Source organism: Bacillus tianshenii (assembly GCA_020524525.2).
Lineage (GTDB): Bacteria > Bacillota > Bacilli > Bacillales > Bacillaceae_N > Bacillus_AV.
In genome coordinates, this window is sequence record CP129018.1 from 1,079,914 (window position 1) to 1,104,903 (window position 24,990).

Here is a 24,990-nt window from a genome sequence, read left to right on the forward strand (position 1 = left end):
AGAAATGAAACGTATGAGGGGATCTTTGATGAATTTATTTTCGAATAATATGATTAGTAAATTAGAAAGTTCTTTATCCTATTCTGCGACTAAGCAACGTGTGATTTCAAATAATATCGCGAATGCGGATACACCAAACTATAAAGCAAAGACAGTTTCCTTTCGGGAGGAACTTAATCGACAGCTGCAAGCGAAGAGAACTGATGTCCGTCATCATCAGTTTAGTACAGGTAGTGCTGGATATACCGTGAAAACAAACCGGAATACTTCTTATCACCATAACGGTAACAATGTAGATATTGATAAAGAAATGGCACAGATGGCAACGAATCAAATTTATTATAATGCATTAGTTGACAGAATGAATGGGAAGTTTAGGGGTTTAAAAGAATCCATTAAAGGAGGGCAGTAATCATGACAGTTTTTCATAACATGAATATTTCAGCTTCTGCACTAACTGCTCAACGGTTCCGAATGGATGTTATCTCCTCGAACCTAGCGAATGCGGATACAACTCGTGCAAACTTTGTAAATGGTGAATGGCAGCCATACCGTCGAAAAGTCGTTGAGTTTCAACCTGAAGAAGGAAAGTTTGCAAACTATCTTCAAAAGGCAATGGACAGCCCAGAAGCAGCAGGGCGCGGCGTAAAAGTAAGTGATGTAAAAGAGGATGACTCTCCTCTTAAGCTTGTCTATAATCCTTCACATCCAGATGCAAATGAAGACGGTTATGTCGCCTATCCGAATGTAGACCCACTTCAGGAAATGGTAGATTTAATGAGTGCTACGCGTTCATACGAGGCGAACGTAACAGCTCTTAATGCATCAAAATCGATGTTAATGAAAGCTCTTGAAATTGGGAAATAACAATAGGGGGAGATTTAGATTATGAATAAGGTTGGTTTTCAAGCAACACCTAACATTATGAATACTGCACCGAAAAAAGTGACACCAGCACAAGCACAGTCACAATTTTCGACAGCATTTAAAGAAGCGCTCGAAAAAGCGAACGAAACACTTGTTCAATCAGATGTCACAACGGATAAGTTTATAAAAGGTGAGATTAAGGATTTGCATGAAGTAATGATCGCTTCTCAAAAAGCAAGCGTTACACGAACGTTAACAATTGAAGTTCGTGATAAAGCTGTTGAGGCTTATCGTGAAATTATGAGAATGCAAGTATAGAAATTATATATTTTATTATTTAATGGTACTTGAAGAAAGAGAATAGACCATGAGTTTAGCCGGGGGAAAATATGAATGAGAAGCTACTTCAAATAAAAAATAAAATAACAGATTATTGGAAGGGAAGAACGACAGCACAAAAAGGAATCATAGTCGGTTCATCTCTGGCTGTGATCGCTTTAATTGTAATTGCGGCGATAATGGCCTCTAGTCCAAATCTTATCCCTTTATATTCGAACCTTACCCCTCAAGAAACAGGACAGATTAAGGAACAGCTAGATGCTCGTGGTGTCCAATCTGAAATTAGGGATAATGGTTCGTCCATATATGTGCCTGAAGCTGATGCGGATACATTGATGGTAGAGCTTGCAGCAGAAGGGATTCCGGACAGTGGAAATATTGATTATTCCTTTTTTGGGCAAAATGCAGGCTTTGGGATGACGGACAATGAATTTCGTGTCTTAGAAACTGAAGCGATGCAAACAGAGCTTGGGAATTTGATTAAAGGCATTGAAGGAATCGAAGAGGCGAAAGTAATGATTACCCAGCCGAAAGAAAGTGTCTTTATAGATCCTGAGGAACAGACTGCCTCAGCTTCAGTTGTCATTAACCAACAGCCAGGCTATAAATTTTCCGACCAACAAATTCAATCTCTTTATCATCTCGTCTCAAAGAGTGTACCGAATCTTCCTACTGAAAATATCGTCATTATGAATCAAATGTTTGAGTATTTTGAACCAAAAAATTCAGATAGTATCCCTTCAGTAGGGGAAACCTACGCTCAGCAGCAACAAATTAAAAAAGACATCGAAAAAGATTTACAACGTGAAGTTCAGAAAATGCTCGGAACAATTATGGGACGCGATAAAGTTGTCGTTTCTGTAACAACAGATGTTGATTTTACAAAAGAAAATCGAGAAGAGAACCTTGTTGCTCCTGTAAATGAAGATTTAGAGTCTTTAGCCGTAAGCGTAGAACGGATATCAGAAACCTATACCGGGCAGAATGCACAAGCAGGCGGAGAAGTTGGTGCTGGTCAAGGCGATATACCGAATCTCGCAGAGGCAGATGGACAGGGTAACGGAGATTATGAACGCACAGAGGAACGCATTAATAATGATTTTAATAGAATAAAGAAGGAAATTACGGAAAGTCCGTACAAGATACGGGACTTAGGTATTCAAGTGATGGTGGAACCACCAACACCTGATGACCCGAATTCATTGCCTCAGGAACGAATCGATGATATTCAACAATTGTTAACGACAATGGTACGTACAACAGTATCAAAAGATGTTGTTGACCAATTGACAGAAGAAGAAATGCAAAATAAGGTGTTCGTTTCAGTACAAGAATTTAATGGCAAAGTTGAATTTGAACCAACACAGCCAGGTATCCCAACGTGGGTATATATTGTTGCAGGCGTTCTAGGCGTATTGCTGATTATCGGAATCGTTCTCTTTATTCGCAGAAGAAGACAAGCAGCAGAAGAAGTGGAAGAAGAACAAGAGCTGGCTGTTGCAGCTGACGTCCCTGATCTAAATGAAGAGCCAGAAACTGAGGGATCAGCACGAAGAAAACAGCTTGAACGTTTAGCGCAAGAAAAGCCAGAAGAATTTGCAAAGTTACTACGTACGTGGTTAGCGGATGATTAGGGGTGAAAAAAATGGCAATCAGTTCTGGAGATTTAACAGGGCGGCAGAAAGCAGCCATTTTGTTAATATCACTTGGGCCGGATGTCTCGGCCCAAGTATACAAACATTTAAGTGAAGAAGAGATCGAAAAACTTACCCTTGAAATTTCGAGTGTGAAAAAAGTAGAAAATAACCAAAAGGAAAATGTACTCGAACAATTTCATCAAATTGCCCTTGCGCAAGATTATATCTCACAGGGCGGTATTGGTTATGCAAAAACAGTACTCGAAAAAGCACTCGGAGAAAGTGAAGCATCAAACATTATTAATCGTTTGACTGCTTCACTACAGGTAAGACCGTTTGACTTTGCACGTAAAGCGGACCCTGGTCAAATCTTGAATTTTATTCAAAACGAGCATCCGCAAACAATTGCTTTAGTGTTATCTTACTTAGCTCCTGAGCAAGCAGGGCAAATTCTTTCAGAGCTTCCGCAAGAGGTTCAAGCAGATGTCGCGAAGCGGATTGCGATCATGGACAGCACCTCTCCTGAAATCATTAATGAAGTTGAGCAGGTTTTAGAGCGTAAGTTGTCAGCTACTGTCACACAGGATTACACACAAACAGGCGGTATCGAGGCTGTAGTCGAAGTGTTAAACGGTGTAGACCGAAGTACAGAGCGAACAATATTAGATGCGCTTGAAATTCAAGACCCTGAGCTTGCAGAAGAGATTAAGAAGCGTATGTTTGTATTTGAAGATATCGTTACGCTTGATAATCGTGCGATCCAACGTATTATTCGTGATTGTGAAAACGAAGACCTTAAGCTTGCACTTAAAGTTTCAAGTGAAGAAGTAAAAGACATTATTTTCAAAAATATGTCCAAACGGATGGCTGATACATTTAAGGACGAGATGGAATTTATGGGTCCTGTTCGCTTGCGAGATGTTGAAGAAGCCCAAACGCGGATTGTGGCAACTATTCGTCGCTTAGAAGAAGCTGGCGAAATTGTCGTAGCACGCGGTGGCGGAGATGATATCATTGTCTTAGGGTTATTAAGTCACATTATACAAGCAATGAGAAAGCAGGTAAGAAAGTAATTGGGGTACGTTCGCTTGAAAATTCATCTGATGCGAATCTACCTCAAAATGAAGAAGCCCAACCAGAATCAAGAGACGTTCAGCTAGAGGCAGACCAAATCATCCAACAGGCACATGAAGAGGCACAAATGATTAGGCAAGAAGCTGAACAATATTCACAAGAAATGCTTCAGCAAGTAGAGCAAGAACGTCTGAACTGGGAAACAGAGAAGCAACAATTGATTGAGCAGGCGAAGCAGGAAGGGTATGCAGCCGGCTATGATCAAGGCACACAAGACGGGTATCAGCAATATGCGGCAATCATTGAAGAAGCAAGGCAAGTGGTAGGGGCTGCAAAGCTTGATTATGAAAAACACCTTGAAGATTCAGAGTATACAATTCTTCATCTTGGGATTACGGCAGCTGAAAAAATTCTGGCTACTAAGTTAGAGGAAGACCCAGACTATTATATGCACTTAGTGAGAAGAGCCATTCGGGAAGTAAAAGAACATGAAAATATTCAAATTCAAGTGCACCCTACAAAATATGAGCTACTTTTGACCCACAAAGATGAGCTGTTGGCTCTATTTACTCGTCCGACATCAGAGTTGTATATTTATCCCAACGATGAGATGCAGGAATTTCAATGTTTGATTGAATCTTCCTTTGGTCGAATTGATGCAAGTATTGATAGTCAACTAAATGAAATTAAGCTTAAACTTCTCCAAGTTTTAGAGGAGGAAAATGGGCATGAAAGCAGCTGAACTCATTTCACGAATTGAAATGATCGATTCTTATAAAAGGTTTGGTAAGGTCATTCGGGTCGTCGGTCTCATGATCGAATCAAAAGGTCCGGAAGCTTCTATTGGAGATTTGTGCTATATCCATGTCGGGGGACGTCATAAGCGAAAGGTTCAAGCAGAGGTCGTTGGATTTCGTGATGAAGACGTTATTTTAATGCCTTATACAGATGTAACAGATATTTCGCCTGGAAACTTAGTTGAAGCGACAGGAGAACCGCTTCAAGTAAAAGTTGGAATGGGCCTGATTGGGAGTGTGATTGATTCATTAGGGAATCCACTTGATGAAACACCACTTCCTAAAGGGTTAACGGGTGTACCGACAGAACAATCACCTCCTAATCCGATGAAACGGCCTCCAATCAATGAAGAAATTGAAGTAGGCGTTCGAGTGATTGATAGTTTACTAACAGTTGGCAAAGGCCAGCGTGTCGGAATATTCGCTGGAAGTGGTGTCGGAAAGAGTACGTTAATGGGGATGATTGCGAGAAATACAGAGGCAGACATTAACGTTATTGCGCTTATCGGAGAGCGTGGCCGTGAAGTTCGGGAGTTCATTGAAAGAGATTTAGGCCCAGAAGGCTTAAAACGTTCCGTTGTCGTCGTGGCTACAAGTGACCAGCCTGCATTAATGCGGATTAAAGGCGCCTATACAGCTACGGCAATTGCTGAATATTTCCGTGATAAAGGGCATAATGTGATGTTTATGATGGACTCTGTAACCCGCGTTGCAATGGCACAGCGTGAAGTTGGTTTAGCAGTTGGAGAACCACCTACAACAAAAGGGTATACACCATCTGTTTTCTCCATTTTGCCACGTTTATTAGAACGTACGGGTACGAATCAACACGGCACGATTACAGCATTTTACACAGTATTAGTAGACGGTGATGATTTGAATGAACCAATATCAGATACGGTACGCGGGATATTGGATGGACACTTTGTGTTAGACCGAAACTTGGCAAATAAAGGGCAGTTTCCAGCCATTAATGTCTTGAAAAGCATTAGCCGTGTGATGAACAACATTGTTAGTGAAGACCACCGGCGTTCTGCCGAGTATTTAAGAAATTTGTTGTCAAAATATATCGAATCTGAGGATTTAATCAATATCGGTGCATATAAAAGAGGTTCTTCAAAAGAAGTAGATGAGGCGATTCAATACTATCCACAAATTACATCGTTTCTTAAACAAGGTGTACAAGATAAAGTTTCCAAAGACGGTGCGATAACAGAGCTTGTTCAACTTATGAATAGAGGATGATGACGCTGTATGTCTTTTCAATTCAAATTAGAAAGAGTTATGGGCCTGAAAGAAAGAGAAAAAGATGAACTAACCGGTGAATACAACAAATCGATCGAGGCCTTTGAAAAAGTAGGGCAGAAATTGTATGAACTACTTAAAAAGAAAGAAGATTTGGCGATATTGAAAGGGCAGCAAATACAACAAGGAATCTCCATTTCACAAATTCAGCAAACAGAGCGATTTATTGCAGCACTTGAACAGTCGATTATGCATTATCAACAGCTTGTGGCCCAAGCTAGAGCAAAGATGAGTGAAAAAGAAGAAGAATTGATTGAGAAGAATATCGAAGTTAAGAAGTTTGAGAAAATGAAAGAGAAACAGCAAATCATTTATAAAGAAACAATTGAGTATGAAGAGAAGAAATTAATGGATGAAATTTCTCTTCAACAATATATGCATCGCGGAAATTAGGTGTGTTTATGGAACAAGTTGAAAATAATGAAAAAAAGTATAATAAAGTGCAATGGTTCTTTTTCGTCATTATTATTCCATTTCTTTTTGCCATCACCTTATCGCTCGTTGTCCTCACTGTTGCTGGGTATAATGTGTTTGATTTGGCGAAAGATTATGGAAGCAAAATCCCTGTCGTTTCAAACTATGTGAAAGACAGCACAGAAGAGCCGCAAACAAATCGATTTGAGCTTCAAGCAGAGATTAAAAACCAACAAGCCCAAATTGATGAGCTGCAATCAGAAGTCGACCAAAAGCAACAGCAAATTGAACGACTTCAAGCAGAACTCGACCAGTTAAATGAACAACAAAAAAGTGAGCAAATTACAAAAGAACAACGGCTTGAAAAAATAAACGGCCTTGCAAAGACATATGCTGGCATGAACCCAGAAGAAGCGGCAGCTGTTATACAGGAGCTTGAAAATATGGAAGCAGCAGAAATTATCGACCAAATGTCCAACCGTAATCGAGCAGCTATTTTTGAAGAAATGGAACCAGCCAAAGCAGCAACAATTAGTCAATTAATTAAAGAAGGCGTTCAATCAGCCGATTAATTGAAGGGAGGTGAAAAAATGAAAATCGCAGTGATGCAAGTAAATCAATCAGCCCCTGCACAAAAGCAGTCAACAAAAAGCAAAGAGTCAAATGACAGTAATCGTTCATTTGCTTCACAGTTAAGCGAAGCTTCATCAGAGCCAACTGAAGCAAGCGCTCAATCAAAAGCAGCCAGTACAAACACAGAAACAAATAAACAAGCTGAACCTCCTAAAGATATGAAAGAATTTGTCGAAACATTGGGTGAAGACTTACAAGAGGCGATCGAACAACTTCCAATCGAAGCTGGTTACCTTAACCTAAGTCTTCTCCAAACAGAAGACATGCAAGCGTTGCTAAGCAGCTTACCGCAAGAATTGTCACAGAAACTTCAATCCCTCTTCCAAAATAACTCAACAATGGAAGGTATATTGGAATCAATAAAGGGATGGGAGCCAAAAGAACAATTCCTAGCGATGCTGATGGGGATGACAAACCTAGAGAAACAAATGAGCAAAGAGCAGCAACAGCTATTCTCGAAAATGCTCGAAAACATCAAAGCACAAGTGCAGCTGCCAAAAGGGAAAGAAATAGCCTCACTAGCCGAATTCGTCAAAGCACTAACGAAGGAAGCTGGGAAAGAGGATAAAGGTGTGATGCAAGTCTTAGCTAACAACATACCGAATGAGAAAAAAGATTTACATTCCCTTAATAACCGATTCTATAACACGATAAACCACGCTTTGTTAAAAGGAGAAAAAAATCGTACTGAAGATAAGCAGAGCTTACCTCAGGGCGTGAAACAAGTGTTAGATTCTCTTAATACAAAAACTGAGCAAATTGGTGTCCGGTTAGATAGTGAGCAGCCACAACAACGCTTGCAGCAAACGATTCAGTTGAATCCAAATCAAGCAAAGCCATCGATGCAGCAGCAATTTGTGGAACAGTTTCAAAAGATAATGCAAAACAGCCGCTTTGCTTCATTTACAAACGGCAACGCACAATTAACATTAAAGCTGAACCCAGAGCATTTGGGGACATTGTCAATAAAGCTTGTGCAGATGAATGGTGAAATGGCAGCGCGGATTATTGCTTCTACCCAATCAGCAAAGGATTTAATTGAATCGAACATTCATCAACTACGCCATCTGTTTAGCGGACAGAATGTGCAGGTTGAAAAGTTTGAAGTAAACCTTCAAAACCAACAGCAATATCAACCATTTAAAGAGAATCAAGGAAACCCAAATGGTCAGCAAAACGAGCAGGAACAAGAACCTTCTCAAGAAAATGATGAGCAAGCAAAATCATTTGCAGAATCATTTGAAGAAGAATTATTAAATATCATGACATAGGGTGATGCTAGGTGAACATTGATCCAAGTCTTTATTTACAAAATAGACCACCTGAGAAGAGAACAGGCGGCGAAAGTGCGCTTGATAAAGATGCATTTATTAAAATTTTGATGACACAGCTTCAAAATCAAGACCCATCTAATCCGATGGATGACCGTGAATTTATCGCGCAAATGGCACAGTTCTCTTCCTTAGAGCAAATGACAAATTTGAATGAAACGATGCAAAAGTTTATTAAAACAGAAGAAAAAGCCCAATTGGTGTCATTTAGCCAAATGGTTGGAAAAGAAGTTGGCTGGATGCGTGAAGTCAAAGGAGAAGATGGCGCAGAAGACCAAGTCGAAGCGGGCAGAAGCGTTGTTGATTCCGTTGAAGTGAATGATAAAGGAAATCTTTTATTTATTCTTGCAGATGGAAAAGTCATTACCGAAAAAGAAGTGGTCCAGATTCGAGAACAAAACTATTCCAATCCGCGCGACAAAATGATTTCCGAAGCAAGCACATTAATTGGCAAAGCTGTCACATGGACAGAAATGAATCCAGATACAGAGGAAGAAGAACTTCGAAATGCAGTTGTTGAGTCAGTTAGCTTTAAAGATGGAGCGGCTATCTATCATTTAGACAATGACCATTCAATTAAGGGAAGTGACATTATTAAAGTAGCGAACAGTTAGAGAGGTGAGAAAATGGATCACCGCATCAATCACTTGCAGCAGCCATTGCCGACAATACGTAGAACGAAACAGGAGCCAACGAAGCAGCAAGCGACTGTTTCATTTAAAGAACAATTAACGAAAACAATCGAACAGAATGACACACTTAAAGTAAGCAAGCATGCGAAACAACGGCTAGCTGAACGCAATATTACGATTAATGAAGCGCAATGGAATAAGATTTCAGAAAGAGTAAGTGAAGCGAAACGAAAAGGAGTTCGCGATGCACTTGTACTAACCGCAGACTCAGCTCTTGTCGTCAGCGCAAAAAACCATACCGTTATTACGGCCATGGACCGGCAAGAAGCAGCGTCACAGATTTTTACAAATATTAACGGCACAATCTTAATGGATAAGGAATAACAAACGGCTGGACCTATAAAGGAAGCCGCCACGCTGTGGACTGATTGAAACAGCGTGAACCTAAAGGAGGAAACATTATATGCTTCGTTCAATGTATTCAGGTATCGGGGGTCTTCGCAACTTCCAAACAAAACTAGATGTCATCGGGAACAACATTGCGAACGTAAACACATTTGGTTATAAAAAAGGACGTACGACGTTTAAAGATATGATGAACCAGCAAGTAGCAGGCGCAAGTGCTGCAACTGATAACCGTGGGGGAACAAACCCGATGCAAGTCGGCTTAGGTGGTTCAATGGCTTCAATCGATACGATTGCAACTCAAGGTAGTTTGCAAACGACTGGACGCTCCTTAGATTTAGGGATTTCAGGTGATGGGTATTTTACTGTTAATCGAGGGAACCAGCAATTTTACACACGTGCAGGGAATTTTTATTTAGATAATAACGGTACATTGGTTTCTGCGGATGGGATGAAGGTGCAAGGTTACCCTGTAGATGACCAAGGAAATGTATCTAATAACTTAGGCGATATTACTGTTAGTACAAATGCTGTTATGCCAACTACTGAAACTAAGAACTTAACGTTAGAAGGAAATTTACCAACTCAAGCAAAAGTCGGTTCTAAAATGACACAGCAAGTCAAAATGGTTGCTAAAGATGGAAATGAATATTCAGTAGATGTTATGTATGTAAATACAGCTGAGGACAAATGGGATGTTTTTATAGGAAAAGCAGTAGAGGATTACAATGCTGGTACTAGTACTACAGCAACTTTCAAAATTGATTTATCTTCTCTACCAACATCTAATCCTACAGCTTTAACAAATTTTGATATTGATGGGGATACCACTGCAACTACTGATGATAAAATTAATAACTTAAATATTGATATCACTTCTTTAACTAAAGGTGGAGGTTCTATAAATGTTGTAGCAAAGGCTGACGGCTACACTCAAGGCTCTCTCGAAAGCTTCAACATTGGTTCATCAGGTGAAATTAACGGTGTATTTTCAAACGGGCAGGTTGTAACATTAGCAAACCTTGCTATCGCTACATTCTCTAATAATGGTGGTCTTAGCAAAGCTGGCAACAATCTATACCAAGAATCGATCAACTCAGGTCCTGCAAATATTAGTACGCCTGGCGATGGCCGCGGAACAGTAGCGGGTGGCTCACTCGAAATGTCCAACGTTGACCTTTCAGAAGAGTTCACAGAAATGATCGTTGCGCAGCGTGGGTTCCAAGCGAATACTCGTATTATCACAACGTCAGATGAAATTTTGCAAGAGCTTAATAACTTGAAACGTTAATAACTTGATATAAAGGGAGGGAAAGGGCCAGGGCGGTTTGCCCTGTGCCCCTCCATTTTGATTACACTTACGAGATTGAATGGTCAGCAGTTTTCATTAAATGCTTTATACATAGAACAAGTGCAAAAGTTTCCGGATACGACGATTACGCTAACAAATGGTAAAAAATTTGTCGTGCGGGAAGAGGAAGAAGATGTTATTCTGTTAATAAAGGAATTTTATAAAGAGATTTCCATTATTGGATTTCCAAAGGATGCGGAGGGGGAATAGTTGTTTAAAAAGAATAAAATGTTAACGATTATGTTAATTGTATTGGCGGCTATTACCTTAATTGGGGTTGTTGCACTGTTTGTCGTGATGAACTTTACCGGGGATTCAAAGGAAGCAGCAGAACCGTCAATTGATGAAATATTAGAGCAGTCTGTTGAAACAGAAGAGATTACGACAAATCTCATGAGCAATGATTTTATTCGTATTAAATTTAAAATTACAACAGACAGCACAAAAGCAAAGGAAGAATTAGAGAAACGTAATTTCCAAGTTCGCAATATTATTATTCAAGAGCTTTCGTCGATGAAGCCTGAAGATTTCAAAGGAAAAGAGAATCTTCAAGAACTCGAAAGCATGCTGAAGATGCGCCTGAATGAAATTATGCAGGAAGGCACAATAGAAAAAGTATTTATTACAGACTTCATCTTGCAGTGATGGGGAGCGAAGCGGTAAGAGGAGGTGAAGCTGTTTGGCTGAAGAGGTTCTCTCCCAAAGTGAAATAGATGCATTGCTTTCCGCTATTTCAACAGGGGAAATGAATGCGGAAGAGCTGAAGAAAGAAGATACACAGAAAAAAGTAAAAGTCTATGATTTTAAGCGGGCACTTCGTTTCTCGAAGGATCAGATTCGGAGTCTCTCACGAATTCATGAGAACTTTGCGCGGTTGTTGACGACATTTTTTGCGGCACAGCTTCGCACGTATATTCAAATATCAGTGGCATCTGTTGACCAGATTCCATATGAAGAATTTATTCGTTCCATTCCGAAAATGACAATTTTAAATGTATTCGAAGTCCCGCCATTAGATGGGCGCATTGTGTTGGAAGTTAATCCGAACATTGCCTATTCGATGATGGACCGCACCCTAGGCGGCCGGGGGGCAAGCATTAATAAGGTTGAATCGTTAACGGAAATTGAAACGAAGATTATGTCTAACTTATTTGAGAAAGCAGTGGATAATCTTAGAGAAGCTTGGGCTTCTGTAGTAGATATCGACCCGATCTTAACGGATTTTGAGGTAAATCCACAATTTTTACAAATGGTTTCTCCGAATGAAACAGTTGTCGTTATTTCCCTTAATACTACAATTGGGGAAGCGAGCGGAATGATTAACATTTGTATTCCGCATGTTGTACTAGAACCGATGATTCCTAAGCTGTCGGTTCACTACTGGATGCAGTCAACGAAGAAAGAACGTGAGCCAGAAGAGCTTGAATTGCTTAAGAAACGCTTGAAACGAGCAAGTGTTCCGTTAAGAGCTGTTTTAGGTGAATCAACGATTTCAGTAAATGAATTTCTGAACATCAATGTTGGAGATGTCATTCAGCTGGAGCAAAAAATTGATCAACCACTTGTGCTACAAGCTGGAGAAAGACCAAAATTCCTTGTACAGCCTGGAAAACAAAGTACAAAAATGGCCGTACAAATTCTTGACACTATAAAAGGAGGTGACGACGATGGTGAGTGATGATATGTTAAGTCAAGACGAAATTGACGCACTCCTTCGCGGTGGCGATGATGATGACGGAGGAGGCGGTGATGAGCCATCAGTCGATGATTATCTATCTGCGATTGAACAAGATGCACTCGGAGAGGTTGGGAATATCTCCTTTGGGAGTTCCGCAACTGCCTTGTCCACACTATTAAACCAAAAGGTAGATATCACAACTCCGCGTGTTTCGATTATTCAAAAAGCGAAACTGCAGGAAGAATTCCCGGACCCTTATGTAGCCATTGAGGTTGAATATACAGTTGGGTTTCGAGGTTCTAACATCCTCGTCATTAAGACGACAGATGCGGCAATAATTGCTGATTTGATGTTAGGCGGAGATGGGACAAATCCTTCAGAAGATTTGGGAGAAATTCAATTAAGTGCTGTTCAAGAAGCAATGAACCAAATGATGGGTTCAGCTGCGACTTCAATGTCAACGGTGTTTAGTAAGAAAGTCGACATTTCACCTCCAGCAATTGATATTTTGAATGTGAAAGATGGAGATGGAACAGATCGACTCCCAGATGAGGATGTGTTCGTCCAAATCTCTTTTAACTTAAAAATTGGTGATTTAATTGATTCCAACTTAATGCAGTTGTTGCCTGTCGATTTTGCAAAAGAATTGGTTGATAACTTAATGAACCCTCCACAAGAAGGTGAGGAGGAACAAGAAGAGCAAGCAGCTCAGCCAAGTCAGCCGCCACAACAGGAGCAGGCACCTCAGCCGCAAGCACCACAGCAACAGGCGCCACCACCTGATTATGGCATGCAGCAACAGCAACAAATGCCGCCACAACCACAGATGGACCAACAATACCAGCAGCAGGCATATCAACAGCAAGGGTATCCGCCACAGCAGCCGTATCCGCAGCAACCTGCACCAGGGTATTATCAGCAACCACCAATGCAGCAGATGCCGCCTCAAACAGGGCCGCAGCATATTGGCGGCGGATTTTATGGGCAGAACCCTGATGTTCAATCAGCAGAATTTACTTCATTTGGGGCACCAAACTTACAGCCTCAAGAAGCAAATAACTTAAATATGTTGTTGGATATTCCACTCCAAGTAACAGTTGAGTTAGGGCGTACAAAGCGTTCTGTACAAGAAATATTAGAGTTGTCACCAGGGTCAATTGTTGAGTTAGATAAACTAGCAGGTGAACCTGTTGATATTTTAGTCAACAATAAGTTAATTGCTACAGGGGAAGTCGTGGTCATCGAAGAAAACTTCGGTGTTCGCGTAACTGATATTATTAGTCAAAAAGAACGAATGAAAAAATTACAATAATTAACGGGGGAATGAGAAGATGTCAGGAAGAATTTTGATTGTTGATGATGCAGCATTTATGCGCATGATGATTAAAGATATCCTTTCAAAAAATGGATTTGAGGTTGTTGATGAAGCTGCTGATGGCGCACAAGCAGTTGAAAAATATAAAGAGCATAACCCAGATCTTGTAACGATGGATATTACAATGCCTGAAATGGATGGAATCACATCTCTAAAGGAAATTAAGAAAATCAACCCAGAGGCTAAGATCATTATGTGTTCCGCAATGGGTCAGCAAGCGATGGTAATTGACGCAATCCAGGCAGGGGCTAAGGACTTTATCGTAAAGCCTTTCCAAGCTGATCGTGTATTAGAAGCAATTAAGAAAACTTTGGGATAATGTAAAAGAGGTGGCAACACTTGTTGCAAAAATGCGTTCGCATACTTGCACTTTTACTATTCATTCTCTTTCTTCCGCATGGGCCAATTGCTTATGCGGAAGGCCAAAATGGGCCTAGTAGTGACTCTGAGGGAACAGTAGATGAATACTTAAAAGAAATGCAAGATAAAAAACAACAAGAACAGAAGGACACGACTTCAACACCGCAACAAAAAAATGAACAACAGCCAGGGACAGAAAATGAGGAGCTGGACAATCAATCGAATGAAGCACCTCCTACATTTGAAGGTAGTTTTTCATGGCTTGATTTAGTGAAGCTTTTTTTTGCGCTTTTTTTTGTCGTCGCCCTTATTTATTTACTTCTTCGTCTCGTCAACCAAAAGAACAAAGTGTTTGGGAATGCGAAGGCGTTGGAAAACGTCGGTGGGATTTCCTTGGGTAATAACCGTTCCATTCAAATTGTTCGCCTAGGAGAACGAATCCTTGTCGTAGGCGTTGGCGAAACGATTACGCTTATTAAAGAAATTGAATCAGAAGAAGAAGTGGCAGAGATTATCGAGGCCCAACACAAAGCATTATCACTACAACCGAACACGGACTTGTTTGCACGGTTATTGAATCGTCCAACAAAGGAAAGCCAAAGTAAGCATAAGGACCAATTTAAGAACCAATTGAAGGAGCAGCTGGATGAAATGGCGAAGGGAAGGAAGGAAATCTATGATTCCATTAAAGATGAGGAGAACGACAAGTGAATGATTTTATTCCGGGTATTGATCCAACATTATTAAATGATGACCCGGCAAATGTGTCGACTACGATTAAATTAATCCTTCTCTTAACGGTTTTATCATTAGCTCCTGGCATTCTCGTCTTGATGACATGCTTTACTCGTATTGTGATTGTTCTTTCGTTTGTGCGAACATCGTTGGCAACGCAGCAAATGCCGCCAACACAGGTGCTAATTAGCTTGGCTTTATTTTTAACTTTTTTTATTATGGCCCCGACCTTTTCAGAAGTGAATGAGCAAGCGTTAACGCCTTTTTTAGAAGGGGAGCTTACGCAAGAAGAAGCTTTTGATAAGGCCGCCGCTCCAATGAAAGATTTTATGAGCAAGCATACGAGGCAAAAGGATTTGGAACTGTTTTTAAATTATGCGCAAATGGAGCGACCGGAAACGATTGAGGATATCCCGTTAACAGCACTTGTGCCTGCCTTTGCAATAAGCGAAATAAAAACAGCTTTTCAAATCGGATTTATGGTGTTTGTGCCTTTTCTAGTTATTGATATGGCTGTAGCCAGTGTTTTGATGTCAATGGGGATGATGATGCTTCCACCTGTTATGATTTCTTTACCTTTTAAAATATTATTATTTGTATTAGTAGACGGTTGGTATTTAGTCGTAAAGTCATTGCTTGCAAGTTATTAGAAAGGTTGACCGCGAAATGGATGCACAATTTGTAATAGGTATTGCAGAGAAAGGGATTAACACCGTTTTAATGGTTTCATTGCCGCTTTTAGGGTTGGCGTTAGGCGTCGGTCTTCTGGTTAGTATTTTCCAAGCGACGACACAAATTCAAGAGCAGACACTTGCTTTTATCCCGAAAATTGTTGCGGTATTATTGGGCTTGATTTTTTTTGGTCCATGGATGCTAACACAACTAATTGACTTTACCTTTCAAATCTTAAATAACTTGCACCATTACATAGGGTAACGAATGACGCAATTTATTAATGATTTTCCTATCTTTTTACTTATTCTTGTAAGGGTCAGCTCTTTTTTTATAACTGTGCCGTTATTTTCGTATCGTAATATTCCGTCTACCCATAAAATTGGACTTGCAGCACTGATGAGTTATTTAATGTTCTTTACGATTGATAAGCCTGATATCGCAATTGATGGTTTATATATCATGCTTGTCTTGAAAGAAGTGATGGTTGGACTTCTAATTGGTCTTGTCGCTTACATGGTAACGACAGCGATTCAGATTGCCGGCGGGTTTATTGACTTTCAAATGGGGTTTGCGATTGCCAACGTTATTGACCCACAGACAGGTGTACAAAGTCCAATCATGGGTCAATATTTATATACATTTGCCATGTTATTGCTGCTGATACTAAATGCGCACCACTTAATATTAGATGGTATCTTTTACAGCTATCGTCTTATACCGGTTGATCAATTAACAATACCTTTTGGAGAAGAAAATATTGTCCGCTTTATTACAAAAATGTTTAGTACCGTGTTTTTGATTGCTTTTCAAATGGCCGTTCCTGTTGTTGGCTGTTTGTTCCTAGTTGATGTAGCGCTCGGTATTGTGGCAAGAACAGTCCCGCAGTTAAATATATTTGTTGTTGGGCTGCCGTTAAAAATTCTTGTTAGTTTTCTAGTACTAGTGTTGGTCATGCCGATCTTTATGATGTTGATTCAAGACTTATTTGTGATGATGCTGAAAACAATGCGAGGGCTAATGGAATTAATAGGGGGCGTGTAGGATGAGTTATTTAAAGCTTGATTTACAATTCTTTTCAGGTGAAAAAACTGAAAAAGCGACCCCGAAGAAACGCCAGGATGCAAGAAAAAAGGGACAAGTGGCTAAAAGTCAAGATGTCGGCACAGCCCTCATCTTGTTTTTTGTTTTTCTATTGTTTTGGTTTTCAGGTGATATGATAAGCGGGCGGATGTATTCAATTCTTAACCACGCATTCTTAGAATATGTGTACTGGGATGTGACGGAGCAAAATGTACACCGCATGTTTGTAGAGTATAGTGTACAAGCTGCTTTGCTTGTAGCTCCTATTATGCTTATTGCAATGGTAGCAGGTGTAGTTGCAAATTATATGCAAGTCGGCTTTTTATTTACAACAGAAGTGCTGAAAATGGATTTGAAAAAAATAAATCCAATCTCTGGCTTAAAGAAAATCTTCGGATTACGTGCAATTGTTGAAATGTTGAAATCAATTCTTAAAATTTCGTTAGTCGGTGTTGTAACGTTTACGGTGTTATGGTTTCAATTCGACCAAGTGATGCTTCTATCTCAAAAGAGCATCGAAGCTTCAGTCGGCTTTATCGGAAATTTAATTGTTCAGATGGGGCTTGCAGCTTCTCTATTACTGCTCGTTTTATCCGTATTAGATTACACGTATCAAAAATTTGAACATGAAAAATCCCTTCGTATGTCGAAACAAGACTTGAAGGATGAGCATAAAAATTCTGAAGGTGACCCGAAGATCAAATCAAAAATTAAAGAAAAACAAAGACAAATGGCGATGCAGCGTATGATGCAGGAAGTTCCGCAAGCAGATGTCGTCATTACCAATCCGACTCATTATTCGATCGCTATTAAATATGATGAGACGAAAGCAGATGCACCATATGTTGTCGCAAAAGGTGTCGATTATGTTGCATTGAAAATTCGACAAGTTGCGGAAAACCATGATGTCACAATGGTGGAAAACCGGCCGTTAGCTCGTGCTTTATATGCACAGGCTGAAATTGGCGATGTCATTCCAGAAGAATTCTTTAAAGCAGTTGCCGAAGTGCTTGCTTATGTATACCGTTTGAAACAGAAAGTTTAGGTTAGGAGAGAAGTGAATGTCAGCAAAAGATTTATCGGTCTTATTTGGTGTTATTTTAATTATTGCAATGCTTGTCATTCCATTTCCACCATGGTTGTTAAGCCTGCTTATTATCGTCAATATTTCACTTGCACTGATTGTCATACTTGTGTCGATGAATATGCAGGAAGCATTACAGTTTTCGATTTTTCCATCCCTCTTATTACTATTAACGTTATTCCGTCTCGGTTTAAACGTTTCCACGACCCGTTCGATTCTTGGTGAGGGTGAAGCAGGAAAGGTTATCGAAACGTTTGGTTCTTTCGTAATTGGAGGAAACCCACTTGTTGGACTTGTTGTATTCTTAATCCTTATTATTATTCAGTTTATGGTCATTACGAAAGGTGCAGAACGTGTATCAGAGGTAGCGGCACGTTTTACACTAGATGCGATGCCAGGTAAACAAATGAGTATTGATGCGGATTTAAATGCGGGAATGATTTCAGAAGCAGAAGCACGAGAGCGTCGGAAGAAAATTGAAGGTGAAGCGGACTTTTACGGTGCTATGGATGGTGCGAGTAAATTCGTAAAAGGGGACGCGATTGCCGGTATTATTATCGTATTAATTAATATTATTTTTGGAATGATTATTGGTGTCGTTCAAATGGAAATGAGCCTTGGAGAAGCCTCCCAGCGTTTTACGTTGTTAACAGTAGGGGATGGACTTGTCAGTCAGATACCAGCCTTATTAATTTCCACCGCTACAGGGATCGTTGTCACACGTGCTGCTTCTGAAGGTAATCTCGGTGATGACATCTCTAAGCAGCTGCTTGCTTATCCAAAATTATTGTACGTGGCTGGGGGGACAATTGCTGGTTTTGGGCTCTTTACCCCAATTGGTCCTGTTATCACATTGCCGGTAGCAGCTGTGCTAGCTGGTGGAGCTTACTTCTTAAGTCGAAATGAAGTGAAAATGCAAGAAGCGGCGGATGTCGAAGAGGAAGAAGTTGAAGAAGAGGAAGATATGAAGAGCCCTGAAAGTGTTGTCAACTTATTGAATGTTGACCCGATCGAGTTTGAGTTTGGTTATGGGCTTATTCCGCTTGCTGATGCTAATCAAGGCGGTGATTTGTTAGACCGTATTGTGATGATTCGTCGTCAGCTTGCACTTGAAATGGGACTTGTTGTTCCTGTTGTTCGTATTCGTGATAACATTCAACTTCAACCAAATGAGTATCGGATAAAAATCAAGGGTAATGAGCTTGCAAGAGGAGAATTATTATTGGATCACTTTATGGCGATGAGCCCTGGGATCGAAGATGAATCGATTGAAGGAATTGATACAGTTGAGCCTGCCTTTGGTTTACCAGCAAAATGGGTTACTGAGGAAATGAAAGAAATGGCTGAACTATCAGGTTATACAGTTGTCGACCCGCCATCTGTTGTCTCAACACACTTAACGGAAATTGTTAAAAACAATGCGCATGAGCTGCTAGGCCGTCAAGAAACACAGCAATTAATTGAACACCTGAAAGAATCCTATCCAATACTAGTTGAAGAAGTAACGCCAAATCCTCTTACTGTCGGGGATGTGCAAAAGGTATTAGCAAACTTATTGCGTGAGCGTGTGTCTATTCGAAATCTGCCTGTTATCTTTGAAGGGTTGGCAGACTACGGACGTTTAACAGATGATATGAGCCTTCTAACAGAGTATGTTCGTCAAGGCTTGGCACGACAAATTACTCGGCAATATGTTATTGAAGGAGAATCATTAAAAGTCGTCACATTATCTGGTACAGTCGAAAAGTTAATTGCCGAAAGTGTACAGCAGACTGAGCATGGTAATTTCTTATCACTTGATCCGAATGATTCTCAAATTATACTTGAGCACATTTCAGCAGAAATTGAGCGTTTAGCGATGCAGGAACAAACACCAATTTTATTATGTTCACCTGCGATTCGAATGTATATTAAGCAATTGATTGACCCGTACCTTCCAGCTGTTCCAGTTTTATCTTATAATGAACTTGAATCAACTGTTGAAGTGCAGAGTGTAGGGGTGGTGGATGTTGCATGAAAGTAAAAAAGTTCATAGCTCCTTCGATGCCTGAAGCAATGAAGAAAGTTCGTGCTGAGCTTGGGAAGGATGCTGTTATTTTAAATTCTAAAGTAATAAATAAAGGCGGTTTATTTGGGTTATTTGCAAAGAAAAATATCGAAGTCATTGCAGCGATTGATCCAGAAGGTTCATCTTCACCGAAGCAAACGAAAAAAATAGTTGTACCGAAAGAAGAAAACCGGATCCCTTTACCGAAACAACCTGAATACCTTAAATCGAACTCTTCACCTGATTTAATGAAGGAAATTCAGGAGCTTAAGTCGATGATGGAAAGTATCTCTTCCGATAACTCAGGTGTTGCTTCTCATTATCCAGCTCCTGTTCAAACAGTTTATCGCCTTTTATCAGAGCAAGATGTTAACCCTCATATTCGGGATGAATTAATTAGTTCTTTAATGGAGAACTGGTACTTGCATAAAGGTGATGCTGTTTTTGATGAAGTGTATAACTGGTTGATCCAAAGGTTAGAAGAAAAATTCTCAAACCTTTCCTTTGGCCCAGTGAAATTGAATCGAAAATATACAAATGTTGTCGGTCCAACAGGGGTTGGAAAAACAACAACCTTAGCGAAAATGGCCGCATACTCGGTTTTGAAAGAAAATAAAAAATGTGCGTTTATTACAACAGATACGTATCGAATTGCGGCTGTTGAACAATTAAAGACCTATGCAAAAATTTTAGATATTCCGTTAGAAGTTGCTTATACAATCGATGATTTCCGAAAAGCAAAGGAAAAATTCGCTGAATATGACAAGGTCTTTATTGATACAGCAGGACGAAACTTTCGTAACAAAGAATATATTAAAGACCTTAAGAGTGTTGTCGATTTCGATAAAGAAATGGAAACCTATCTTGTGCTAGCTCTAACGGCAAAAGATGTGGACATGGAACGGATCTTCGAACAGTTTAAGGCAGTTACCATCGACCGATTAATTTTTACGAAGGTAGATGAAACAGAAAAGTACGGATCATTAATTAATTTACCGTTTAAACATGCAATTGGTGTCGCTTATGTAACGAATGGGCAAAATGTCCCGGATGATATAAAAGAAGCTTCGCCGCGTTATTTAATTAATCAAGTATTTGGAGTCGACCGCTATGAGGGATCAAGCTGAAAGTCTACGATTGAAGCTAAAGAAACAATCTAATCAAAATGAAGCGAAAGCAATTGCAGTGGTAAGCGGTAAAGGCGGAGTTGGAAAGTCAAACTTTTCATTGAATTTTGCGCTAGGTTTATCAAATAAAGGGGCAAAGGTTCTGTTATTTGATATGGATATTGGAATGGGCAATATTGATATCTTAATGGGCTTAAATGCAAAGCACTCAATTGTCGATTTATTCGAGCATAACTTACCAATTCGTGATATTATTGAGATAGGAACAGGAAATCTTTCCTATATTGCAGGCGGGTCTGGTATGACAAATTTATTTAAAATGGAAGAAGACCGCTATCAATATTTTCTTGATCAGCTGGATTCGGTATTCGAAGAGTATGATTATATTATTTTTGATATTGGGGCCGGGATTTCACAAGAGAGTTTGAAGTTTATTCTTTCGGCTCATGAGCTGGTTGTCGTTACGACGCCTGAGCCGACCTCAATGACAGATGCTTATGCAATGATGAAATATATTCACCTTCGAAAAGAAGATATTCCATTTTATTTATTAGTCAATCGTACCTATGATGAAAGGCAAGCCCTTCAGTCCTATAATCGGTTACAACGAGTCTGTGAACAATTTTTGAAACGTAAATTGCAATATTTAGGCGATTTACCTGACGATCGTTCTGTATTAGCAGCAGTGTCAAAACAAACGCCATTTTTGCTATATGATGAACGTTCTGCAGCTAGTCAAGCAATGAGAGAAATTATTAAACGTTATGAAAATAGTAGTTTTAAAGTGGAAGGTACGTCGAGGCATGGTTTTATTTCAAAGCTAAAACGATTTTTGAAAGAAAGGTAGGGGGGCGATGGCTCAACAACAAATTACTGTACTCATCGTAGATGATTCAGCATTTATGCGTAAGTTGATAACTGATTTTCTTTCGGGTACAAACCGAATTAAAATTGTCGGAACAGCCCGCAATGGAAAAGAAGCCATTGATAAAGTGAAAGATTTACAGCCTGACGTCGTTACGCTAGATGTTGAAATGCCGATAATGAATGGGCTAGATGTGCTGAAGTGGTTGATGTCTGAATACCCTGTCCCTGTCGTAATGCTGTCGAGTACAACACAAGAAAATGCAAAAAATACGGTTCTTGCCATGCAATATGGAGCTGTTGACTTTATTGCCAAGCCATCAGGAGCTATCTCGTTGGATTTGCATAAAATAAAAGATGATCTTATTCATAAAGTGATTATGGCAAGTAAAGCAAACGTAAGGGGAACGCCTGCTAATATACGCTCAAAGCCAGCTGAAACACAAAGTAGTCCTGCTTATCAATCTGAATGGCCGACTCGCCAACGAAATAAAATGGCTCGTAAAATTGTTTGTATCGGCACCTCAACTGGCGGCCCTCGTGCATTACAAGCTGTTTTAACAAAGCTGCCTAGTGATTTTGACGCACCGATTTTAATTGTACAGCATATGCCTGCTGGTTTTACAAAATCATTAGCTGACCGTTTAAATACGCTGTGCGCCATTTCAGTGAAAGAAGCTGAAGATGGAGATGTAATCCAAAGAGGCACAGCGTATATTGCGCCTGGTGGGTTCCATATAACAACAAAATTAGTAGGAACTTCTGTAGGCATTCAACTAAGTTCAGACCCTCCACGAAGTGGTCATCGCCCATCAGTTGATATGATGTTTGAGTCTGTTTCAATGCTAAAAAACTATCAAAAAGTTGCCGTGATTATGACCGGCATGGGCGCAGATGGGGCAAAAGGGTTAAATGTATTAAAAAGCAGTGGTAGTACCATAGCGATTGCTGAAGCTGAAGCCTCTTCCGTCGTATTTGGGATGCCAAAAGCTGCGATTGCTACAAACCTTGTTGATGAGGTCGTCCATTTAGATAAAATTTCAAATGCTATTTTAAAGCATGTTCATGGGTAAAGGGGTGCGAAATATATGGAAAACCAACAATATTTAGAGGTATTTATTGACGAAAGTAAAGAACATTTGCAAACAGTGAATGACCAGCTGTTGGAGCTAGAAAATAACCCTGAAGATATGAATATTGTAAATGAAATCTTCCGTTCTGCACATACGCTAAAAGGTATGTCAGCAACGATGGGCTTTGAGGATCTTGCTAACCTAACGCATAAAATGGAAAATGTTCTCGATGGGATTCGGAATCATAAGATAATTGTAAATCCAGAAATTTTAGACGTCGTTTTTGCTTCTGTTGATGACCTTGAAGCAATGGTAATGGATATTGCTGAAGGTGGGAATGGAAAGCGAGACGTAAAACAAATTGTAGAGCAATTAAAACGAATTGAAAACGGTGAAGACCTTTCCACCCCTGCGCAAACAACAGAAGAACCGGTTCAGCCAACACAATCAAATGGTGAACAGCCTGATGAAGAATTTGATCAATTTGAAATCACTGTTTTGGAGCAGTCAAAGGAACAAGGATTTGAAGCTTACCATATTGCCATTACATTGCGTGAAGATTGTCTCCTAAAAGGTGCACGTGTATTTATGACGTTTGAAGTGTTAGAGCAAGTTGGTGAAGTGATTAAGTCAAATCCTCCTGTTGATGTACTAGAAGAAGAACAATTTGACTACGATTTCACTGTTACGCTCGTTTCGAAAGAAAGTGCAGAAGACTTAGAAAAAAGAATTATGAAAGTTTCTGAGCTTGAGAGTGTTGTTGTTACTACTATTGATGTCGATGCCCTCAAACGTGCAAAGAAAAAAGAACAAAACGAAGAAGAAACGAAACAAGCTGCACCAACACAACCAACCGCTCCATCTGCTAAGCAAGAGGTTGCAGCAACAAAAACAGAAGAAAAGCCACAGAAACAAGCAAAGGCAAAATCTGCAAATGTTTCGAATAAAACGATTCGCGTGAACATTGAGCGTTTAGATATCCTTATGAATTTATTCGAAGAGCTTGTTATCGATCGTGGGCGTCTTGAACAAATTTCAAATGATTTAAATAATGCTGAACTTCATGAAACGGTCGAACGCATGTCACGAATTTCAGGCGATTTGCAAAATATTATCTTAAATATGCGCATGGTTCCTGTTGAGCAAGTGTTTAACCGCTTTCCGCGCATGGTGCGTCAACTTGCTCGTGATTTGGGCAAGAAAATCAACCTTGAGATTATCGGAGCAGATACAGAGCTTGACCGAACTGTTATTGATGAAATCGGAGATCCGCTTGTTCATTTAATTCGTAATGCAATTGATCATGGAATTGAAATGCCTGAAGAACGTAAGAAAAAAGGAAAACCTGAAACAGGTACAGCTGTCCTTAAAGCTTATCATAGCGGAAACCACGTCTTTATTGAAATCGAAGACGATGGAGCTGGTATTGACCGCAACCGTGTCTTAAACAAAGCGATTGAGCGCGGTGTTGTAACCCCTGAGGCAGGAGCAAACCTAACAGATAAGCAAGTATATGAATTAATTATGGCTTCTGGTTTCTCAACAGCAGAAGTAATCTCTGATGTATCAGGACGTGGCGTTGGCCTTGATGTTGTTAAGAATACAATTGAGTCTTTAAGTGGTTCGGTGTCAATTGATTCCAAGCTAGGAGAAGGGTCAATCTTCTCAATTCAGCTTCCGTTAACATTGTCGATTATTTCAGTCATGTTGGTTGAAATCCAAAAAGAAAAATATGCAATTCCATTGTCATCAATTATTGAGACAGCGATTGTGAAAGAAGAAGATATCTTAAATGCTCATAACCAAAAGGTAATTGACTTCCGTGGGAAAGTTGTACCACTTGTGTTCTTAAAAGATGTGTTTGAAGTACCGACAGAGAAAGAAGATGATGATTTCTATTCGATTGTCATTGTACGTAAGGGTGATAAAATGGCTGGCTTAGTCGTTGATTCCTTTATTGGTCAACAAGAAATCGTATTGAAATCGTTAGGGGATTACTTAACGAATGTTTTTGCAATTTCTGGTGCGACCATTCTTGGAAACGGTCAAGTAGCACTTATTATCGATTGTAATGCGCTTATTAAATAAATTGCGGCGATATCATCTT

At 39.8% G+C, this 24,990-nt stretch carries 28 protein-coding genes; all 28 read left to right on the forward strand.

Annotated elements, in window-relative coordinates:
* Positions 1-28 precede the first annotated feature (28 nt).
* The gene (gene flgB, locus LC040_05345) at positions 29-412 is read left to right on the forward strand and encodes a flagellar basal body rod protein FlgB (protein ID WLR52333.1); all 384 of its coding nucleotides are present in this window, start codon (positions 29-31) and stop codon (positions 410-412) included.
* A 2-nt stretch (positions 413-414) separates the two neighbouring features.
* Positions 415-867, forward strand: a complete 453-nt coding sequence (gene flgC / locus LC040_05350; protein ID WLR52334.1) for a flagellar basal body rod protein FlgC — start codon at positions 415-417, stop codon at positions 865-867.
* A 21-nt stretch (positions 868-888) separates the two neighbouring features.
* Positions 889-1,185 (forward strand): flagellar hook-basal body complex protein FliE, encoded by a 297-nt coding sequence (fliE, locus tag LC040_05355; protein WLR52335.1) that lies wholly within the window; start codon positions 889-891, stop codon positions 1,183-1,185.
* Positions 1,186-1,256: 71 nt separating this feature from the next.
* On the forward strand, positions 1,257-2,840 hold the full coding sequence (gene fliF / locus LC040_05360) for a flagellar basal-body MS-ring/collar protein FliF (protein WLR52336.1): 1,584 nt from the start codon (positions 1,257-1,259) through the stop codon (positions 2,838-2,840).
* A gap of 11 nt (positions 2,841-2,851) precedes the next feature.
* Positions 2,852-3,916, forward strand: coding sequence for a flagellar motor switch protein FliG (fliG, locus tag LC040_05365; protein WLR52337.1), 1,065 nt, complete (start codon positions 2,852-2,854; stop codon positions 3,914-3,916).
* On the forward strand, positions 3,916-4,659 hold the full coding sequence (gene fliH / locus LC040_05370) for a flagellar assembly protein FliH (GenBank protein ID WLR53200.1): 744 nt from the start codon (positions 3,916-3,918) through the stop codon (positions 4,657-4,659). The genes fliG and fliH overlap by 1 nt, the downstream gene beginning before the upstream one ends.
* Positions 4,646-5,959 (forward strand): flagellar protein export ATPase FliI, encoded by a 1,314-nt coding sequence (gene fliI / locus LC040_05375; GenBank protein ID WLR52338.1) that lies wholly within the window; start codon positions 4,646-4,648, stop codon positions 5,957-5,959. Before fliH ends, fliI begins: the two co-directional genes overlap by 14 nt.
* 9 nt (positions 5,960-5,968) lie before the next feature.
* Positions 5,969-6,412 (forward strand): flagellar export protein FliJ, encoded by a 444-nt coding sequence (gene fliJ, locus LC040_05380; protein WLR52339.1) that lies wholly within the window; start codon positions 5,969-5,971, stop codon positions 6,410-6,412.
* A gap of 8 nt (positions 6,413-6,420) precedes the next feature.
* The gene (locus LC040_05385; protein ID WLR52340.1) at positions 6,421-7,005 is read left to right on the forward strand and encodes a MotE family protein; all 585 of its coding nucleotides are present in this window, start codon (positions 6,421-6,423) and stop codon (positions 7,003-7,005) included.
* Positions 7,006-7,023: 18 nt separating this feature from the next.
* Positions 7,024-8,337 carry a flagellar hook-length control protein FliK gene (locus tag LC040_05390; protein ID WLR52341.1) on the forward strand — a complete coding sequence of 438 codons (1,314 nt, stop codon included), beginning with the start codon at positions 7,024-7,026 and terminating at the stop codon, positions 8,335-8,337.
* Between the two features lie 11 nt (positions 8,338-8,348).
* On the forward strand, positions 8,349-9,011 hold the full coding sequence (gene flgD, locus LC040_05395; protein ID WLR52342.1) for a flagellar hook assembly protein FlgD: 663 nt from the start codon (positions 8,349-8,351) through the stop codon (positions 9,009-9,011).
* A gap of 12 nt (positions 9,012-9,023) precedes the next feature.
* A complete protein-coding gene (locus LC040_05400) occupies positions 9,024-9,413 on the forward strand; it encodes a TIGR02530 family flagellar biosynthesis protein (protein WLR52343.1) in 390 nt (129 codons plus the stop codon).
* 79 nt (positions 9,414-9,492) lie between these two features.
* Positions 9,493-10,725, forward strand: a complete 1,233-nt coding sequence (gene flgF, locus LC040_05405; protein ID WLR52344.1) for a flagellar basal-body rod protein FlgF — start codon at positions 9,493-9,495, stop codon at positions 10,723-10,725.
* Between the two features lie 57 nt (positions 10,726-10,782).
* A complete protein-coding gene (locus LC040_05410; GenBank protein ID WLR52345.1) occupies positions 10,783-10,995 on the forward strand; it encodes a flagellar FlbD family protein in 213 nt (70 codons plus the stop codon).
* Between the two features lie 18 nt (positions 10,996-11,013).
* Positions 11,014-11,430: a flagellar basal body-associated protein FliL gene (fliL, locus tag LC040_05415; GenBank protein ID WLR53201.1), complete on the forward strand. Its 417-nt coding sequence runs from the start codon at positions 11,014-11,016 to the stop codon at positions 11,428-11,430.
* 34 nt (positions 11,431-11,464) lie between these two features.
* Entirely contained in the window at positions 11,465-12,463 is a 999-nt protein-coding gene (gene fliM / locus LC040_05420; protein WLR52346.1) for a flagellar motor switch protein FliM, read from the forward strand.
* The gene (gene fliY, locus LC040_05425) at positions 12,453-13,775 is read left to right on the forward strand and encodes a flagellar motor switch phosphatase FliY (protein ID WLR52347.1); all 1,323 of its coding nucleotides are present in this window, start codon (positions 12,453-12,455) and stop codon (positions 13,773-13,775) included. The genes fliM and fliY overlap by 11 nt, the downstream gene beginning before the upstream one ends.
* Before the next feature lie 19 nt (positions 13,776-13,794).
* Positions 13,795-14,157 (forward strand): response regulator, encoded by a 363-nt coding sequence (locus LC040_05430; protein WLR52348.1) that lies wholly within the window; start codon positions 13,795-13,797, stop codon positions 14,155-14,157.
* A gap of 23 nt (positions 14,158-14,180) precedes the next feature.
* On the forward strand, positions 14,181-14,909 hold the full coding sequence (locus tag LC040_05435) for a flagellar biosynthetic protein FliO (protein ID WLR52349.1): 729 nt from the start codon (positions 14,181-14,183) through the stop codon (positions 14,907-14,909).
* 8 nt (positions 14,910-14,917) lie between these two features.
* Positions 14,918-15,583 carry a flagellar type III secretion system pore protein FliP gene (fliP, locus tag LC040_05440; protein ID WLR53202.1) on the forward strand — a complete coding sequence of 222 codons (666 nt, stop codon included), beginning with the start codon at positions 14,918-14,920 and terminating at the stop codon, positions 15,581-15,583.
* Positions 15,584-15,599: 16 nt separating this feature from the next.
* Positions 15,600-15,869 (forward strand): flagellar biosynthesis protein FliQ, encoded by a 270-nt coding sequence (gene fliQ, locus LC040_05445; protein WLR52350.1) that lies wholly within the window; start codon positions 15,600-15,602, stop codon positions 15,867-15,869.
* Between the two features lie 3 nt (positions 15,870-15,872).
* A complete protein-coding gene (gene fliR, locus LC040_05450) occupies positions 15,873-16,649 on the forward strand; it encodes a flagellar biosynthetic protein FliR (protein ID WLR52351.1) in 777 nt (258 codons plus the stop codon).
* A gap of 1 nt (position 16,650) precedes the next feature.
* Positions 16,651-17,733 (forward strand): flagellar biosynthesis protein FlhB, encoded by a 1,083-nt coding sequence (gene flhB, locus LC040_05455; GenBank protein WLR52352.1) that lies wholly within the window; start codon positions 16,651-16,653, stop codon positions 17,731-17,733.
* Between the two features lie 16 nt (positions 17,734-17,749).
* Positions 17,750-19,789, forward strand: a complete 2,040-nt coding sequence (gene flhA, locus LC040_05460) for a flagellar biosynthesis protein FlhA (protein ID WLR52353.1) — start codon at positions 17,750-17,752, stop codon at positions 19,787-19,789.
* Positions 19,786-20,946 carry a flagellar biosynthesis protein FlhF gene (gene flhF, locus LC040_05465; protein WLR52354.1) on the forward strand — a complete coding sequence of 387 codons (1,161 nt, stop codon included), beginning with the start codon at positions 19,786-19,788 and terminating at the stop codon, positions 20,944-20,946. The genes flhA and flhF overlap by 4 nt, the downstream gene beginning before the upstream one ends.
* Positions 20,930-21,793 carry a MinD/ParA family protein gene (locus LC040_05470; GenBank protein ID WLR52355.1) on the forward strand — a complete coding sequence of 288 codons (864 nt, stop codon included), beginning with the start codon at positions 20,930-20,932 and terminating at the stop codon, positions 21,791-21,793. Before flhF ends, LC040_05470 begins: the two co-directional genes overlap by 17 nt.
* A gap of 7 nt (positions 21,794-21,800) precedes the next feature.
* Positions 21,801-22,883: a chemotaxis response regulator protein-glutamate methylesterase gene (locus LC040_05475; protein ID WLR52356.1), complete on the forward strand. Its 1,083-nt coding sequence runs from the start codon at positions 21,801-21,803 to the stop codon at positions 22,881-22,883.
* 15 nt (positions 22,884-22,898) lie between these two features.
* Positions 22,899-24,971 carry a chemotaxis protein CheA gene (locus tag LC040_05480; GenBank protein WLR52357.1) on the forward strand — a complete coding sequence of 691 codons (2,073 nt, stop codon included), beginning with the start codon at positions 22,899-22,901 and terminating at the stop codon, positions 24,969-24,971.
* Positions 24,972-24,990: the final 19 nt, after the last annotated feature.